Source organism: Rhizobium sp. NPDC090275 (assembly GCF_044772225.1).
Lineage (GTDB): Bacteria > Pseudomonadota > Alphaproteobacteria > Rhizobiales > Rhizobiaceae > Rhizobium.
In genome coordinates this window covers 19129-33229 of the sequence record NZ_JBIVYL010000016.1, presented here as the reverse complement: position 1 = coordinate 33229, position 14101 = coordinate 19129, and the positions used below count along the sequence as shown (strand labels likewise).

Annotated in this window: 15 protein-coding genes; 4 read left to right on the top strand and 11 right to left on the bottom strand. The window is 57.8% G+C overall.

Annotated features, from left to right (window positions below):
• Positions 1–336: 336 nt before the first annotated feature.
• The 10 genes from ACIQUB_RS28910 to ACIQUB_RS28865 all read right to left on the bottom strand — a co-directional run bounded on the left by ACIQUB_RS28910 (position 337) and on the right by ACIQUB_RS28865 (position 8826).
• Positions 337–537, bottom strand: coding sequence for a hypothetical protein (locus ACIQUB_RS28910; protein ID WP_402934717.1), 201 nt, complete (start codon positions 535–537; stop codon positions 337–339).
• A gap of 122 nt (positions 538–659) precedes the next feature.
• Complete coding sequence (locus tag ACIQUB_RS28905) at positions 660–893, bottom strand: hypothetical protein (protein WP_402934714.1); 234 nt, start codon at positions 891–893, stop codon at positions 660–662.
• A gap of 157 nt (positions 894–1050) precedes the next feature.
• Positions 1051–1437, bottom strand: coding sequence for a hypothetical protein (locus ACIQUB_RS28900; protein WP_402934711.1), 387 nt, complete (start codon positions 1435–1437; stop codon positions 1051–1053).
• 234 nt (positions 1438–1671) lie between these two features.
• Positions 1672–1971, bottom strand: coding sequence for a DUF982 domain-containing protein (locus ACIQUB_RS28895; protein ID WP_402934708.1), 300 nt, complete (start codon positions 1969–1971; stop codon positions 1672–1674).
• A gap of 136 nt (positions 1972–2107) precedes the next feature.
• Positions 2108–3007, bottom strand: coding sequence for a sugar phosphate isomerase/epimerase (locus ACIQUB_RS28890; protein ID WP_113237753.1), 900 nt, complete (start codon positions 3005–3007; stop codon positions 2108–2110).
• A gap of 76 nt (positions 3008–3083) precedes the next feature.
• Positions 3084–4022, bottom strand: coding sequence for an ABC transporter substrate-binding protein (locus ACIQUB_RS28885; protein ID WP_018899453.1), 939 nt, complete (start codon positions 4020–4022; stop codon positions 3084–3086).
• Positions 4023–4087: 65 nt separating this feature from the next.
• The gene (locus ACIQUB_RS28880) at positions 4088–5071 is read right to left on the bottom strand and encodes an ABC transporter permease subunit (protein ID WP_113237751.1); all 984 of its coding nucleotides are present in this window, start codon (positions 5069–5071) and stop codon (positions 4088–4090) included.
• A gap of 31 nt (positions 5072–5102) precedes the next feature.
• Entirely contained in the window at positions 5103–6647 is a 1545-nt protein-coding gene (locus ACIQUB_RS28875; protein ID WP_402934703.1) for a sugar ABC transporter ATP-binding protein, read from the bottom strand.
• Positions 6644–8050 (bottom strand): FGGY-family carbohydrate kinase, encoded by a 1407-nt coding sequence (locus tag ACIQUB_RS28870; RefSeq protein ID WP_402934700.1) that lies wholly within the window; start codon positions 8048–8050, stop codon positions 6644–6646. The genes ACIQUB_RS28875 and ACIQUB_RS28870 overlap by 4 nt, the downstream gene beginning before the upstream one ends.
• Positions 8047–8826, bottom strand: coding sequence for a DeoR/GlpR family DNA-binding transcription regulator (locus tag ACIQUB_RS28865; RefSeq protein ID WP_018899457.1), 780 nt, complete (start codon positions 8824–8826; stop codon positions 8047–8049). Before ACIQUB_RS28865 ends, ACIQUB_RS28870 begins: the two co-directional genes overlap by 4 nt.
• Positions 8827–9003: 177 nt before the next feature.
• Between ACIQUB_RS28865 and ACIQUB_RS28860 the strand changes: the two genes are divergently transcribed.
• The 4 genes from ACIQUB_RS28860 to ACIQUB_RS28845 all read left to right on the top strand — a co-directional run bounded on the left by ACIQUB_RS28860 (position 9004) and on the right by ACIQUB_RS28845 (position 13020).
• Positions 9004–10086, top strand: coding sequence for a class II aldolase/adducin family protein (locus ACIQUB_RS28860; protein ID WP_402934696.1), 1083 nt, complete (start codon positions 9004–9006; stop codon positions 10084–10086).
• Positions 10083–11360 (top strand): FGGY-family carbohydrate kinase, encoded by a 1278-nt coding sequence (locus ACIQUB_RS28855; RefSeq protein ID WP_402934693.1) that lies wholly within the window; start codon positions 10083–10085, stop codon positions 11358–11360. Before ACIQUB_RS28860 ends, ACIQUB_RS28855 begins: the two co-directional genes overlap by 4 nt.
• Positions 11353–12192: a TIGR01459 family HAD-type hydrolase gene (locus tag ACIQUB_RS28850; RefSeq protein WP_402934690.1), complete on the top strand. Its 840-nt coding sequence runs from the start codon at positions 11353–11355 to the stop codon at positions 12190–12192. The genes ACIQUB_RS28855 and ACIQUB_RS28850 overlap by 8 nt, the downstream gene beginning before the upstream one ends.
• Before the next feature lie 495 nt (positions 12193–12687).
• The gene (locus tag ACIQUB_RS28845) at positions 12688–13020 is read left to right on the top strand and encodes a hypothetical protein (RefSeq protein ID WP_402934687.1); all 333 of its coding nucleotides are present in this window, start codon (positions 12688–12690) and stop codon (positions 13018–13020) included.
• 449 nt (positions 13021–13469) lie between these two features.
• Here ACIQUB_RS28845 and ACIQUB_RS28840 read toward each other — a convergent pair whose 3' ends face one another.
• Positions 13470–14087 carry a DJ-1/PfpI family protein gene (locus ACIQUB_RS28840; RefSeq protein WP_113237743.1) on the bottom strand — a complete coding sequence of 206 codons (618 nt, stop codon included), beginning with the start codon at positions 14085–14087 and terminating at the stop codon, positions 13470–13472.
• Positions 14088–14101: the final 14 nt, after the last annotated feature.

Genomic DNA, 14101 nt, shown 5'->3' with positions numbered 1-14101 from the left:
CGAACCCGGCGTCCTCCTACCCTACGGGTTTCGGCGTCGGTACTTCACCGCGGCGAGTTGTCCTCTGCAACGACCATCGAAAGGCAAATAATTTGGTCGACAATCGCGCCGAGGCGGCGGCCGCTGATGGCATGCTCCATGGTAAGGATATTACTTTCAGGATGGTCCCTTTCAGCGTTCCGACGCGGCTCGGCTCCTGGCACGCCGAGAATGCGACGCCAGACGCATAAGGATTTCTTAGTGACATAGATGACTATAACGGTCTGTCGAAAAGGTAACGTCGTGCGGCCGAGCTGGGCAAGTCGACGGGTTTCATCCTCATCACGACCGCTAGCCTTACTTGGTCGCTCCGTCACCTCCTGTTCTGACCGACCAAACTTCGCCCTCGCTGTCCTCGTCGATGACACGAGCGAAGGTAGCCCCCTCGACATCCAAGGTTTTACGCGCCAAGATCTGCGCGTCTTCTTTAAGTTCGATGCCGGCCTCAACGCAGATCAGGCCACTGCTTTTATGATTGTACTCAACACGATAGGTCATTTCAGCTCTGTCTCCATCTGCCAGAAAGGTGAGTACCCAACCGCAGCCTCGAGATCTGAGCGGAAATCGACACAAATGGCTCGTGGCTTTCCCGCCCCGTTCATCGCTGCCGCGCCTCAACGTCAATGGATCGCGATCGAGGTGGGCGCATTCGATTGGATCCCTATCTGACCGACATAAGTGCCAATAAGCGATGACGTGATCGCGTCTACCGTGACAAGGCCTCCATTGTAGAGGTCGATCGCAGCGGCACATAGTATTTCGGTCGAGGCGTCGTCGGGCGTCATATCATAATAGTCAAACCAGTTTCGTACTGCCTCGGAAATCAGCTTCACAACACGGTCGCTTGTGGCCATGGCGCTCACTCCCTACCTTTTGACGCACGCCAAACCGAAATCGCCCACGCCAGCGAACTGAGCCCTCCACGTGGAAGACAGCCGACAGCGATTGACGGTCGCTCGAATGAGAGATCGGAAACCGCCGCGTGCCAGCCGGTCTGTACATTAAGAGAAGTCAACCCTTTGGTCGGCTTTTCGTTGAGCCGCGGTCCCGTTGCAGAGCGGCGATGATCAATGGTGCAGCCGCAATGACAACCCGGCCGAGCGGCACCCTGCGAATGACCCGGGTCGCCAGGGCACTTCCGGCGATACCCGCGATCACTTTCCCCCAAGGAATTGATCCAGAGTTCTCCATATTGTCGGAATTTGTTGTTCGTCTCGGCATATCCAGCTCCTCAATTCGTGCAAGCGCCAGCAAGATCTTTGGTAAGGGTTTGACCGAAACCCGATACCGATGCGCGTTAACGAGCGGATGGTGAAAAAAGTTCAATTCGAAGCTTGAACCCTTCCCCGATGGTAACACTGCTGCGCGTTCACCACGGGATCGCCTCGGCAATGCCATGAGCCCTGCTCTGAACCGGATCCTTATCAAATCTTCCAACGTCCCGCCGATGTCGCGCCCTAATACGGCGTGTTCAGCGTAGCTTCGTTATATCGCGCTCCACGTTGACGGAACAGTACGGAGGTTCTGGCAAGGCTTTCACGACGCCGCCGCTCTTGCCGCGAGCCGGTATATGCCTGACGGGGGACGCTCCTGTGTACCGGCGAGGACTCCCGTTGCAACAGGAAGTACAGGCTATCTGACAATGGTGATAACAGGAATGTTGGCTTCCCCGGCGGCGTCGATGAACGCGCGTCTCGCGTCCTCTGGTGTCGTTTCTCCTGTGATGGCTTCAACGCAGGTTTTTACCGCGACGACGTATTTCTCACCATCCTCATCTGGCCAGAACTCCAGCAGGACACGCCCGACATCATACAGCGTCCTGATTTTAAGCGCGTCGCTGTTGGCCATCACGAGCATCAGCGGCGTGAACTCCTTCGTTGTGTGCCAATTCATGTCAATGACCCATTGCAACGTGAACACAACGTCAACCAAGCAAGGATCGTACCGAAACCGAGAAGGCTTGCTTAAGCGGGCTGGCTGCCCCGCTTACATGCCAGTTCGTGCCACGAAAGCGGTTCCAATATGGCAGCACTTTTCGTCCACCGAACTGCGGCCGCCGGAAATCATCTTATGCGAGCGGCACATGTGCTGTCGTGACCAGATCCGCCTTCAGTCGCGCGGTTTCCAGTCCGAGTTCGATAAATGTACGCGCATGTTTTGCGAGCGCGACATTGTCTTCCCAGAGATTTCTCCAGATCGCGGTTTTTAGTGAGAGGTCCTTATCCACGATAGTCGTCGAAAAGGACTCGAAGGTTACATAGTCGTTCCACCCGATCGCAACGAGAGCGTCGAAGATCGAGGCAAAATCGATGTTACCGGTCCCCAGATATCCGCGATGACTTTCTCCGATATGAACGTAACCGATCTTATCCGCTGCGTTTCGGATCGCTAGACCGACATCCGCCTCCTCGATATTCATATGAAACGTATCCAGGTGCAGGAAGACGTTGGACGCGCCGGTGTCGCGGATATAGGCCAGTCCCTGCGCGGCGGTATTGAGCATGTTGCTCTCGAACCGATTGACAATTTCAAGGTTCAGGGTCACGCCCGCGACCTTTGCTCGATCAGCGACCTTCGATAGCGTAGCGACGCTTTGATCCCACCCCTTTCGAGACAGTGAATGTTCTTGTTTCCCATGAGCGGAGCTCAAGATGCCCGCCAGCTTGGTGCCGCCAAGGTCGCGAACGAGCGCCACGGCACGATCGAGGATCGCCTCGCCGTTGGCAACAATCGAAGGATCAGCGCTGGAGATGTCGCCCTCCGCGGGCAGCCCCATGCTGACAGCCACATCCAGGCCAAGGTCCCGAATACGAGACGCAAGCCACTTCACATCGACCTCATCGGGGTCGAGGTAGGAGAATTCCACAAGTTTGAAACCAAGCTCGTGGGACCGGGCAAGGGTCCTCTCGATCTCATCTTTCGAAGATCCCGCACTCCAGACAAACGAGTGGACACCGATTTTGGACATAGCACCAATTTCCCGATTTTTTTCAGAATGAGCCCCGTCGAAACCCAAAGGTCCCGACGGGGAAGAGGAGGAGACCTTAACGAGCCGCGGTCCAGCCCTTGTAGTCCTTGATGTTGTCGGCCGTGATCAGCTGAGGATCGAGGAGGACGGTGGGTTCGGCAGGCTTCTTGCCATTGAAGAGGTCGACTGCCATCTTCAGCGAGTCACCCGCCATCGTGTACGGATCCTGGGATGCCGACGCCTTGATCATCGAGTTGCCGCTCGCAAGCGACTTTTCGATATCCGGCGCGCCATCAACGGCGGTGAAGAAAAACTCGTTGCGGTTGAGCTGCTTGGCAGCGAGTTCCGCACCGATCGCTGTCGGGTCGTTGATGGCAAAGACGGCATCGATCTTGTCGAAGCGTGTCAGAAGGCCCTGCATGACGGCCAGGCCGCCGTCGCGCGAACCCTGGGCGTTCTGGTCGTCCGACAGGATCTTGATGTCCGGGCTTTGCGCCAACACATTTTTGCAACCCTGAACGCGGTCGATGATCGAAGACGATGCTGGGCCGTTGATGATGACGACGTCGCCTTTGCCCTTGAGCTTATCGACGATGTACTTGCAGGCTTCCTCGCCTGCCTTGATGTTGTTCGTCATGACGGTCACGTCAGCGCCTGGCGCGGAGACGTCGAATGCTGCAACGATCACGCCTGCGGCCTGCGCCTTCTTCACGGCTGGCGCGATCGCCTTGGCGTCGACGGCGTTCAGCATGATGATGTCGACGCCAGCGGCGACGAAACTATCCATTTGCGAGACCTGCTTATTGAGGTCGTAGTCTGCCGAGACGGACGTCACCTGGACATTCGGGTTGATCTCCTTGGCGCGGTCTTCGATGCCCTTGATGGTGGCGACGAAGAACGGATTTCCAAGAAGACCGACCGAAATACCGATCTTTTGCAGTTCCTTGGCAGAGGCGGGCATTGCAACGGCCGCCGCAAGAGCAGTACCGACGAGCAGTTTAGAAAATAGACGCATACTTTCCTCCATTTTGGCGCTCCCCGCGCCCGTGATCCGGTAATCCCGGTTTCTTGAGCCGCACCTCATGTGCGGCTAAGCCCTTTCAGCCGATAGCGGTCGAGCGCCACAGCGACGATGATGACAAGTCCCTTGATGATGTACTGCCAGATGTCGGACACCCCGACGAGGATGAGACCGTTTGACAAAACCGCGATAATCAGAGCCCCGATCAGCGTTCCCCATATCGATCCGACGCCGCCGACGAAGCTGGTTCCGCCAAGGATAACTGCTGCGATGGCGTCTAGCTCGTAAGCCTGACCGAGCTGAAGACCGTTGGCCGCGTAAAGACGCGCCGCGGACATTACGCCGCCGACGCCAGAGAGAAGACCAGACATCGAGTAGACGAAGAGTAGAACGAGCGGCACCTTGATGCCCGTCAACCGCGCAGCTTCGACATTGCCGCCCACGGCGTAAATCCAAGTGCCGAGCACGGTTCGCTTCAAGATGAACCATGAGATCACAATGGTGACGAGCGCGATGATCGCAAGCCAAGGGATCCCGAAAAGAGAGCCGTTGCCGATGAAATCGAACGGCAGGTCGGCATTGAAGACCGTCGTGTCGTTACCGAGTAACCGGGCTATGCCCCGCATCGCCGTCAACGAGCCGAGCGTCACGATGAACGGTGGCAGCTTGAGGAACGATATGATGACACCGTTGACCACGCCGCACGCCAGCCCCACGCCGATTGCCGCGGGAATACCCAGCATCCCGATTTCGGGATAAAGCGAAACGATGACCCCGACCATCGCGGAGGCGGCCAGGATCGAGCCGACCGACAGGTCGATACCGCCGGTCAGGATGACAAAAGTCATGCCCGCTGCAAGCACGGTGTTGATCGAGGCCTGCTGGGTGACAATCGAAAGGTTGTTGACGCTGAGGAAACGGCCACTCAAAAGATGAAAGCCGAGTGCAAGAATGACCAGCACCGGCAACATCCCGAGCGCGGTCAATGTCGACCTGAGTTTTGCCTTGCTGGCGTTTGTTTGATCGGTCGATGTAGAGGTCATGATAAAATCCCGTCGTCTATGGTTTCAGGCCTCAGGCTACCTTGGATGCCGATCCCGTGGAGAAGGCCATGATGGCCTCTTGGCTTATCGGGTGGTCGGGCGAGGCATTCACCTCGCCGGCGAATAAGCCTTCGCGCATGACAAGCACACGGTCGGCAATACCGATGATCTCGGGCAGGTCGCTCGAGATCACCACGATGGCGATCCCGCTTTGTGCGAGTTCGTCGATAATCCGGTAGATCTCCGACTTTGCACCGACGTCGACGCCACGTGTCGGTTCATCGAAAATGATCACCCTTGGTTTGGTCTCGAGAAGACGCGCGATAAGCGCCTTCTGCTGATTGCCACCCGAAAGCGCTCCGACGTTTATGCTGGCGCTCAGCGTGCGAATAGACAGTGACTTGATCGCCCGGGAGGCGCGCTCCTTGGCGGCTGCGAAGTTCAGTATGCCTCCCCGAGCCGCATCCTTGCCGATAACGCCGATATTGATGTTCTCGTTGATCGTCATGTCGAGAAAGAGCCCGAGACCCTTGCGGTCTTCGGTCAGGTAGGCAATCCCTGCATCCATGGCGTCACGTGGCCCAGTGATGGCGATCGTTCGCCCGTCTAGGGTCACCGTTCCGGATGTTTTGCTGTCTGCTCCGAAAATAAGCCTAGCGAGTTCGGTTCGACCTGAACCGACAAGTCCGGCAATACCCAAGACCTCACCAGCCTTTGCATCAAACGAGCAGCCATGCACGCGTCGGCCGTCGCCCATGTCCTTGACGGACAACACCGTTTTTGCGGCCTGTGGGGGCGAGCGGTGTTCCTTTTTGTAAAACGAGGACAGATCGCGCCCCACCATCATCGCCACCAGCTTTTCGGCGGACAGGTCAGCGCGATCGAGTGTGCCGACATACGCGCTATCGCGAAGTACGCTCACCCTGTCGGCTAGCGCGTAAATCTCTTCCATGCGATGGCTGATATAGATAATGGCAATTCCCCGCGCCTTCAGGTCGGCGATCACCCCGAACAGGCGTTCGGTCTCCCTTGACGTGAGTGACGTTGTCGGTTCATCCATCACGATGATCTTCGCGTTGGTCGTCAAGGCACGCGCGATCTCGACCATTTGCCGCTCACCCAAGGACAGGGCGGCGACGAGTTGCGCTGGCCCAAAGGTAATGCCCAGCTGCTTGAGGATCGGCTCAACACGACTGCGTGCCTCTGCTTTGTCAACGACCCCATAGCGCGAAGGCTCGGCTCCGAGAAACATGTTCTGGGCAACGGTGAGGTTAGGGGCGAGCGACAGCTCCTGATAGATTACCGAGATGCCGTTTGCCTTAGCCTTGATCGGATCTCCCGCCACGATCGGCTTGCCGTTGACCAGCACGGCCCCACCTGGATCAGCCGTGTATGCGCCAGACAGGACCTTCATCAAGGTTGACTTACCAGCGCCGTTTTCCCCCATCAGCGCATGAACCTCTCCCGGGTAGACCGTGAGCGATACCTTGGTCAGAGCCTTGGTGGTCCCGAAAGTCTTGCTAATATTGCGCATCTCGAGAACAGGTGCGCGCTCGATGTTTCCTCCAGTCGTCATGCGTGCAACTCCTTGCGTGGCGGCGCGACCTCAGCCTCTTCGGTCTCGATCAATGACCGCCAAGCCTTGCGATAGGCCTCGAGGCCGAAGAGCGGCAGTGATACTGCTCGTGTCGTTTCGTTTCTGAATGGAGATTGCCCAAGGCTCTCAAAGACGAGCGCGGCGGCCCCGAAAGCGCTTCCCTCGGCGGTCGCGCTTGAGTAAACCTCCTGCGAGGGCCGGAGCTCAGCGAGAAGCTCGGGAAACAAACCTGTCTTCACCAGGCCGCCGTCAATGACGATCGAATTTCGCGACCTGATCAGATCGAGGCACAAGTCAGTCATCAGGCTAACATAGAGAAGTGCCGCGGCTGCCCTCTCCTCACCCTCGACAAGCGGCCCTGAGAAGCGGCCGTTAAAGCCTTGCATCGGACCACCTGGGGCAAAAGACGGCAGGCCGAAGACGCCCTTTTTTATCACTCGCGACAACGCGTCGATCCCAACGGGCTTGTTCCAACCGCCGCTCGCGAGCTCGTATTCTCTTCCCCCCATGAACCGGATCGTTGGAGCGGCTTTTCCATCGACGGTAACATTGGCCAGCATGTCACGATGCTCATCGAGTGCATCCAGCGGGCAGGCCGCGTTGAAGATGACGACCCATGTACCGGTTGATACGAGCGTGAAGTCGTCGAACCCGACCGAGCGATAATGGTAAAGCGCTGAATTGCTGTCGTGAACGCCATTGTGGACCTGGAGGTTGGCTCGGTCACCGTCACGAAGCGGGCCTTGCCAGTTTCCGATCGCTGCGCCAGCGCGCGTAAAGGCCGGCATCTTCTCTCGCCAGCCCTGACGATCGACCAGGCTGCTGAAGTCTTCCTTCAGGGGTGCCCACAGATGTGAGTGGCAACCGATGTAGGAGACTTCCGACACCTTGCTGCCGGAAAACTTCCAGGACCAGAATTGCGGATATGCCAGGATCGCGTCGGCTTTGCCCAGGATTTCCGGCTTGGCCGCCTCCAACCAGAGAATATGCCGGCCGTAGTTGAAGCCGAGAGGGAGTTTGGGCGAGTAGGTCTCGCTGAAAGGCGGAGCCAAGATGTCGATGCGCCGAGCAATCACCGCTGGTGGCTCTTGCTCGTAATCGAGGATCGGATGCGTCAGCTTATCACCATCGACGAGCGCGAAAGTACAACCATGCCCTGAGAACATGACGTGCCCGACCGCATGATCTTCGACCGCATCCAGGAGCGAACTTGTCATCCATCCAAAAAGCGCCTCATCGTCGAGGACACGAATTCCGTCGCGCTCTATCCAGACTGGTTTTGTCCTCGATTGCGCGAGGATCGCCCCATCCGCGCCAAATACGAACAGCTTCGAGTTCGTCTTGCCCAAATCGAAGACAGCCACGGCTCTTCCAGACGTCATCCCTGCCCCCCGACCGCTGCGATCATGATCGTGATCCCCGCGTCCTCAAGCATTTTCGCGCCGGCATCCGACAGGCCGTCGTCAGTGACAATCGTCCCTATCCGCGAGAGCGGCAGGACAACGTTGCGAGGTTGGATGGAGAGCTTCCGGCTGTCCGCCAGCAAGACGATCTCGTCGGCGCAACCGCTCAGTTCGCCGATAGCCTTGGTCAAGAGGGGATGCGATTCCAAAAGCCCTTCGCCGCTAATACCCTGCGTGCCGAGGAAGAAGCGGGAAGCGAAGAAGTCCGGCGCGCCAGCCGACGCATCGTGGATGATACCAGGCTCTCTGTACAGAACGCCGCCAGCCACAATGAGGCTGCAGGTGCCGTGCTCGCCGAGATAGGCGGCAAGAGGCATGGAATTGGTGTAAAGGCGGACGTTGCGCCGGGCCAAATGCAGTCCCAACTGGTAACATGTCGAGCCCGCGTGAACGATGATTGCATCCCCGTCCCGCACGAGGCCTGCGGCTTTCTCCGCGATAGCGCGCTTGGCATCAACCGCGATGTCGCGGTTTTCATCATATGGCCTCGCCGACAGTCGGCCAGAAAGAGCCGACTCGTTTGCGGATATACCACCATATACTTTGCGTGCAACGCCGATTTCATCGAGCTTGTCGATGTCGCGCCTGATTGTCGCGGGAGAAACACCGAGCCGCTCCTGCAGGTCGCGCACGGATGCGAACGGCCTTTCTAGAAGCATCTCCGTGATCAGGCGATGGCGATCGGAATCGTTCAACTCAATGCCTCCACTGACGTTTCTCCCCAACGTCTTTGATGAACTATAATCACAGACAATCATCCACCGCAACATCGGAAGATGTAAAATCTTCATCGTTGACGATATTCGATCACATTTATATGGTGGGCCGGAGTTCGCTCATCATTGGGCGACAATCGTCAGGAGGAGACATTCATGGATCAACCAGACCTAAGAGGAACGGACCTGTTCAAGGGGTTCCTCCGGCTTTCCAGCGAGATCGGTAGCGACATCCTCAAGACCCAAGGCGCGGGTGGAAACACCTCCATCAAGGATGATGGCGTCATGTGGGTGAAGGCGTCTGGCACTTGGCTTGCCAAAGCGCAGGCCGAGGACATTATGGTTCCGGTGGTTGTCGAACCACTCGTGCGCGCGCTACGGGCGGAAGATCCTCGGGCGGAAAAATCAACGGATTTCATAGTAAGCGAACTGAACTCGAGCGGGCTCAGGCCGTCCATCGAGACAAGCTTCCACGCGGCGCTTAAAAGCCCCGTCATTGCTCACTATCACTGCGTTAACGCGATTGCGCTTTCGGTGCTTGAAAACCGCGACCAAGAGTTGGCTGATCGAATGCGGACCGTTGCGGACCTCACATGGGTCACCATCCCCTACCGACGTCCGGGAACGCCGTTGGCGAGGGAGATCGAAAAAGCGGCTGCGTCTCGACCGGATGTTTTGATCCTGTTCAATCACGGTATCATTGTATGTGGTAACACCGTCGAAGACGTTGCGGACAAGATCGAACGCGTGACGAAGGCTCTGGCGCGAGGCACGCGCGAGACGATCGGCCCCGATCTTGCGGCACTCGACGCTATTGCCAAAGGATCTGGATTCCATCCCGCGCGAGACCACGACAGTCATAAGGTCGCATTGTCCGAAGTGAACCGGGCAATCGCCTTGGGAGGATCCCTGTATCCCGACCACGTGATCTTCCTCGGAACCGAGATCGGCGTGTTGCGGGAAGGCCAAAGTGCCGCGGATTTCCAAGCAGCCTCGCACAATGAGGGTCGAGAAGTGCCGAAGATGCTGATTGTCCCAGACAAAGGCATTCTGCTTTCGAGCGCATTGACAGCTGGCGGTGAAGTGATGGCGCGGTGCCTGGCCGAGGTTGTCGGCCGCATCCCCGCTGAAAGCAAAGTCGTCTACCTGTCCGAAAGCGACGAATACGAGCTGATGAACTGGGAGGCCGAGCAATATCGACAGGCGCTCGATCGTGGATCGGCGAGGCAAACAGCGTGACCAAAAATGCTGGATCAGCGGTCGCCATTGGAATTGATATTGGAACATCGGGCGCTCGCGCGGCCGCCATCGACGTTGACGGCACTCCAGTAGCGTTTGCCGCATCGCCGTTTAGGTCCAATGACGAACTGCGTGACCCTGCGGCTTGGTGGCGGCGAGTGAAAGAAGCGATGGAACAACTCGCCGCGGCAATCGACCTTCGAGCGGTCGAGGGCGTCGCCGTCGACGGGACGTCTGGAACGATCTTGTCGCTAAGCGCTTCGGGCGAAGCCACCGGATCAGTGCTGATGTACAACGAGCCGTGCCCCGATGCGGCCATCGTGGCAAGTATATCGCGACATGCTCCCGACGGCGCAACGGCCGTCGGCGCGAACTCAGGCTTGGCGCGCGCTATTTACCTGTCCCGTGACCGCGATGTTGACGCCATCGTGCATCAGGCGGACTGGATCCTCATGAAGCTGGGATGCCCAGGTCGGCCCAGTGATGAAAACAACGCGCTCAAATCAGGTTTTGATCTCGAAAGCCAGACCTGGCCGGCGTGGATTGAAGCGGCGGGCATGAACATCGCGATCTTGCCGAGGGTTTACCGTGCCGGCGCGCGAATTGCCCAAATATCAGGATATCTCAGTCAACTGGGTATCCCCGCTTCGGCATGGTACCATGCAGGCACCACCGATGGATGTGCATCCTTCCTGGCTACCGGCGCTTCAGCCGTCGGGGATGCGGTCACCGCTCTTGGTTCGACGATCGTATTGAAGTTAGCGTCCGATCAACCGATCAATGCGCCAGAGTTCGGGGTCTATTCACACCGTGTGGGCAATTTCTGGCTGGCGGGCGGCGCATCGAACAGTGGTGGAAACGTACTGCGTGCGTTGATAGGTGACGACCGGCTGACGGCCCTGACGACCGCGATTGACCCTAATCAACCGCTCGGTTTGGGATTTTACCCGCTCCTTAGGCCGGGTGAGCGTTTTCCAATCAATGATCCGCACTATCTCCCGCGCCTTGAGCCGCGACCCGCAAACGACGCGGCGTTTTTCCAAGGTCTCCTGGAGGGGATGACCGAGATAGAGCGCCTGGGTTACGATCGCTTGCGTGAACTTGGTTCCCCCGCCCTAAGGACGCTGCGCACGGTGGGCGGCGGCGCACAAAACCCTGCCTGGACGGCAATGAGAGCCCGAGCGATGGGGCTCGAGCCACTACCAGCGAAATCGGTCGAGGCCGCTGTCGGGACTGCTACCCTTGTTCTAGCCAATAGGAGCGAGCATGTTTAACCCGACAAAAACCGACCTTGCGGCATTGACGCGAACGTACGACGTATTTCTGATTGATCAGTTTGGCGTCCTGCGCGACGACATCGGGCCTTATGAAGGGGCTGTCAAAGCATTGTCGTGGCTTGCCTCGCAAGGAAAGCGCGCGATCGTTCTTTCGAACTCCGGTCGGAGCGGAAATTACAACAGCGAAAGACTGGTTAGACTTGGCTTTCCGGCGGAAAGCTTCGAACGCTTCGTGACCTCCGGCGATGTCGCGTTTGACCTCCTCTCAAAACAGGGATCAGGTGTCGCGAAATCCGCACGGTGTTTCACGATTTCCAGCGGGGGAGACACCGACCTAGCGGATCGTCTCGGGCTTGCGTCCACCGGTGCCTCGCGCGGCGCTGATATCGTTATCATTTCGGGCAGTGAGGCCGAGCGGATCCCAATGGATGAGTATCGGAAGATGCTGCTCCCAGCCGCGGTAAACGGCATCCCATGCTTCTGCACCAATCCAGACATCCACAAGCTCCATGAGGGCCGGATCGCGCCGGGAGCCGGAAGCATTGCAAAACTCTACGAGGAACTCGGCGGGAGCGTGCGCTGGGTTGGAAAGCCGTTTCCCGAAATCTACGAGTATGCCCTCAAAGCAGCGGCAATAGATGAGCAGAACCGTGTTGTCTGTATCGGAGACAGCATTGAGCACGACATCCTTGGAGCGAACACCGCGGGTCTAGGCTCAGTCCTAGTGGGAACGGGTATCCTGGCTGGCCAGAGCGAGGACGAACTTGCGAAAATTGCTGAGCGGTCTAGCGCCTACCCAGACTACCTTCTGGCGCGCTTTTCATTGTGAATGTTGAGATCGTAGGCACACCGCAAGTAGGCCCGGCCGCCTCCCGAAGCACCGCGGTCGCCTTTACGTTGATTTTGAAGACATCACTCGAGCGGCGCTTTCAAGCAGCCGGGCTAAAGAACTTCCGTCGACACTGTCGGCTTGATCGAGCATCACAATCAGCGGACCTCTGACTGCCTGCGACCTTGTGGACCGTGTCGAACACCTACTGGGAGCCACGAACGTCCACCACGTGGTCGCAGTCTGGCCCTTCCTTTGACACCGATCCGCTTGAGCCGGCCACCGATCCCCTCTTCGGTTCCCGTGAACGCGGTCTCATATGCCGACACCACCGCGCGTCGCGATGTAATCTCGGGCATACCACGCTTTCAATGCGAATTGCCTGAGCATCCTAAAATGTCAGCGCCTGAACCGGCCAATCATACGTTTGTATACTTGTGGGCTTGCGGTTCGCGGCGCATTCACTACCTGAGATCTTGAGCAAGGAAAATCCAAATGGTTGAGCGGCTTTCCCCAGTATCGTCCACCGCATCGTCAAACCCGACACGGGTCGATCGCAGTATCTCGCTCGCGGAACCGGATGTAGCATGGGCAGCTGAGAGACAATCTGCGATCACTGCCAGCTTGGAGCAAAAAAACAACGAGGGTCGCCAACAAAAGCTCGGGGATGAGGAATTACCATCAGGCCATTTGCCACATCTTCCACCTGAAGACCAAGCTCGAGAGCCCGAGCAGTCAGACAGTCATCTGTCAGGCGAAAGCGAGCGAATTGGCAAGGGGAACCTCAGTGAAAATGTTCCATTCGGCGAGCATCAAGGCTACGTCTGAAAAAGCCCCCGCCAGCCTCCAAAAGACCATAGAAAGATAAGGCGATCCAGGTTGGGATCTAAGCCTATAACGAGACGGCGGTTCTATCATCATCACATAGTCTTTTCGCAGGCTTTTGGCGCCTCTCATCTTTCGACGGAGCAATGGGGCGTCAGTTCGGCCATGTTCTTGCGCCATCTTGACGCTCGTATCGCCATCGCCAAAAGAGCGCCCCTCCTTCGAGAACCACGTCATTCTCAGCGGCGTGCGTGCGGGATACATCAACGCGGTTCTTAAAGGTGTGGCGAGCCGGGCGCGGGAGTTCTTGCTTGATCTCATGGCATGCATGCTTCACGCGCGCTGATTTCAACACTTCCTTGCGGCCAGCCGAATAACGGGGGCGTAAAGTTCTTGGCCGCCCATGAAGGCGGCCTCGATTTGCGAACGGTAGGCACACCCAATCCCGCGGACTATTCCGCGGCCTGGGCGACGTCCTCGCGATGGTGGATCTCCGTTCCCAAGACCTTCAAGCATTCCCTGATGAACGCCGCTAGTGCAGTCCACCCTTTTGCCGAAACCATGGTTCCATCAACGAGTGCCTCGGTCGGCGACAGGTCCACGTATGTACCGCCAGCAAGCGTGACCTCAGGTTCGCACGCGCCAAGCGCGCCGACACGCTTGCCACGCACGACACCGTCGACGGCGATCAATATCTGAACCCCGTGGCAGATCGTGAAGATAGGCTTGCGTGTTTCGTGGAAATGGCGAACCATCGCCTGGACGCGTTTATCGGTTCGGATGTACTCGGGACCACGTCCGCCGGCCGCGTAGACAGCGTGATACTGATCAAGCTGCGCCTCGGCTTCCGAGAACGTCTTGTTGATCGTGAAAAAGTGGCCGAGCTTCTCGGTGTAGGTCTGGTCGCCCTCAAAGTCGTGCAGCGACGTCTTGATCAGATCTCCCGCCTTCTTGTCCGGGCAAACAACGTGCACTGTATGGCCGACCGCTTCCATCGCCTGCTGATAGACGAAAATCTCGTATTCCTCGGTGAACTCGCCTGTCAGCATCAATATCTTTTTGCCTGGCATGATTTGCTCCTCTT

Coding starts and splice junctions, on each gene's coding strand:
- ACIQUB_RS28900 (WP_402934711.1), bottom strand. CDS start 1,437: ATGGCATTGCCGAGGCGATCCCGTGGTGAACGCGCAGCAGTGTTACCA.
- ACIQUB_RS28890 (WP_113237753.1), bottom strand. CDS start 3,007: ATGTCCAAAATCGGTGTCCACTCGTTTGTCTGGAGTGCGGGATCTTCG.
- ACIQUB_RS28860 (WP_402934696.1), top strand. CDS start 9,004: ATGGATCAACCAGACCTAAGAGGAACGGACCTGTTCAAGGGGTTCCTC.
- ACIQUB_RS28905 (WP_402934714.1), bottom strand. CDS start 893: ATGGCCACAAGCGACCGTGTTGTGAAGCTGATTTCCGAGGCAGTACGA.
- ACIQUB_RS28910 (WP_402934717.1), bottom strand. CDS start 537: ATGACCTATCGTGTTGAGTACAATCATAAAAGCAGTGGCCTGATCTGC.
- ACIQUB_RS28845 (WP_402934687.1), top strand. CDS start 12,688: ATGGTTGAGCGGCTTTCCCCAGTATCGTCCACCGCATCGTCAAACCCG.
- ACIQUB_RS28870 (WP_402934700.1), bottom strand. CDS start 8,050: ATGACGTCTGGAAGAGCCGTGGCTGTCTTCGATTTGGGCAAGACGAAC.
- ACIQUB_RS28850 (WP_402934690.1), top strand. CDS start 11,353: ATGTTTAACCCGACAAAAACCGACCTTGCGGCATTGACGCGAACGTAC.
- ACIQUB_RS28875 (WP_402934703.1), bottom strand. CDS start 6,647: ATGACGACTGGAGGAAACATCGAGCGCGCACCTGTTCTCGAGATGCGC.
- ACIQUB_RS28885 (WP_018899453.1), bottom strand. CDS start 4,022: ATGCGTCTATTTTCTAAACTGCTCGTCGGTACTGCTCTTGCGGCGGCC.
- ACIQUB_RS28880 (WP_113237751.1), bottom strand. CDS start 5,071: ATGACCTCTACATCGACCGATCAAACAAACGCCAGCAAGGCAAAACTC.
- ACIQUB_RS28840 (WP_113237743.1), bottom strand. CDS start 14,087: ATGCCAGGCAAAAAGATATTGATGCTGACAGGCGAGTTCACCGAGGAA.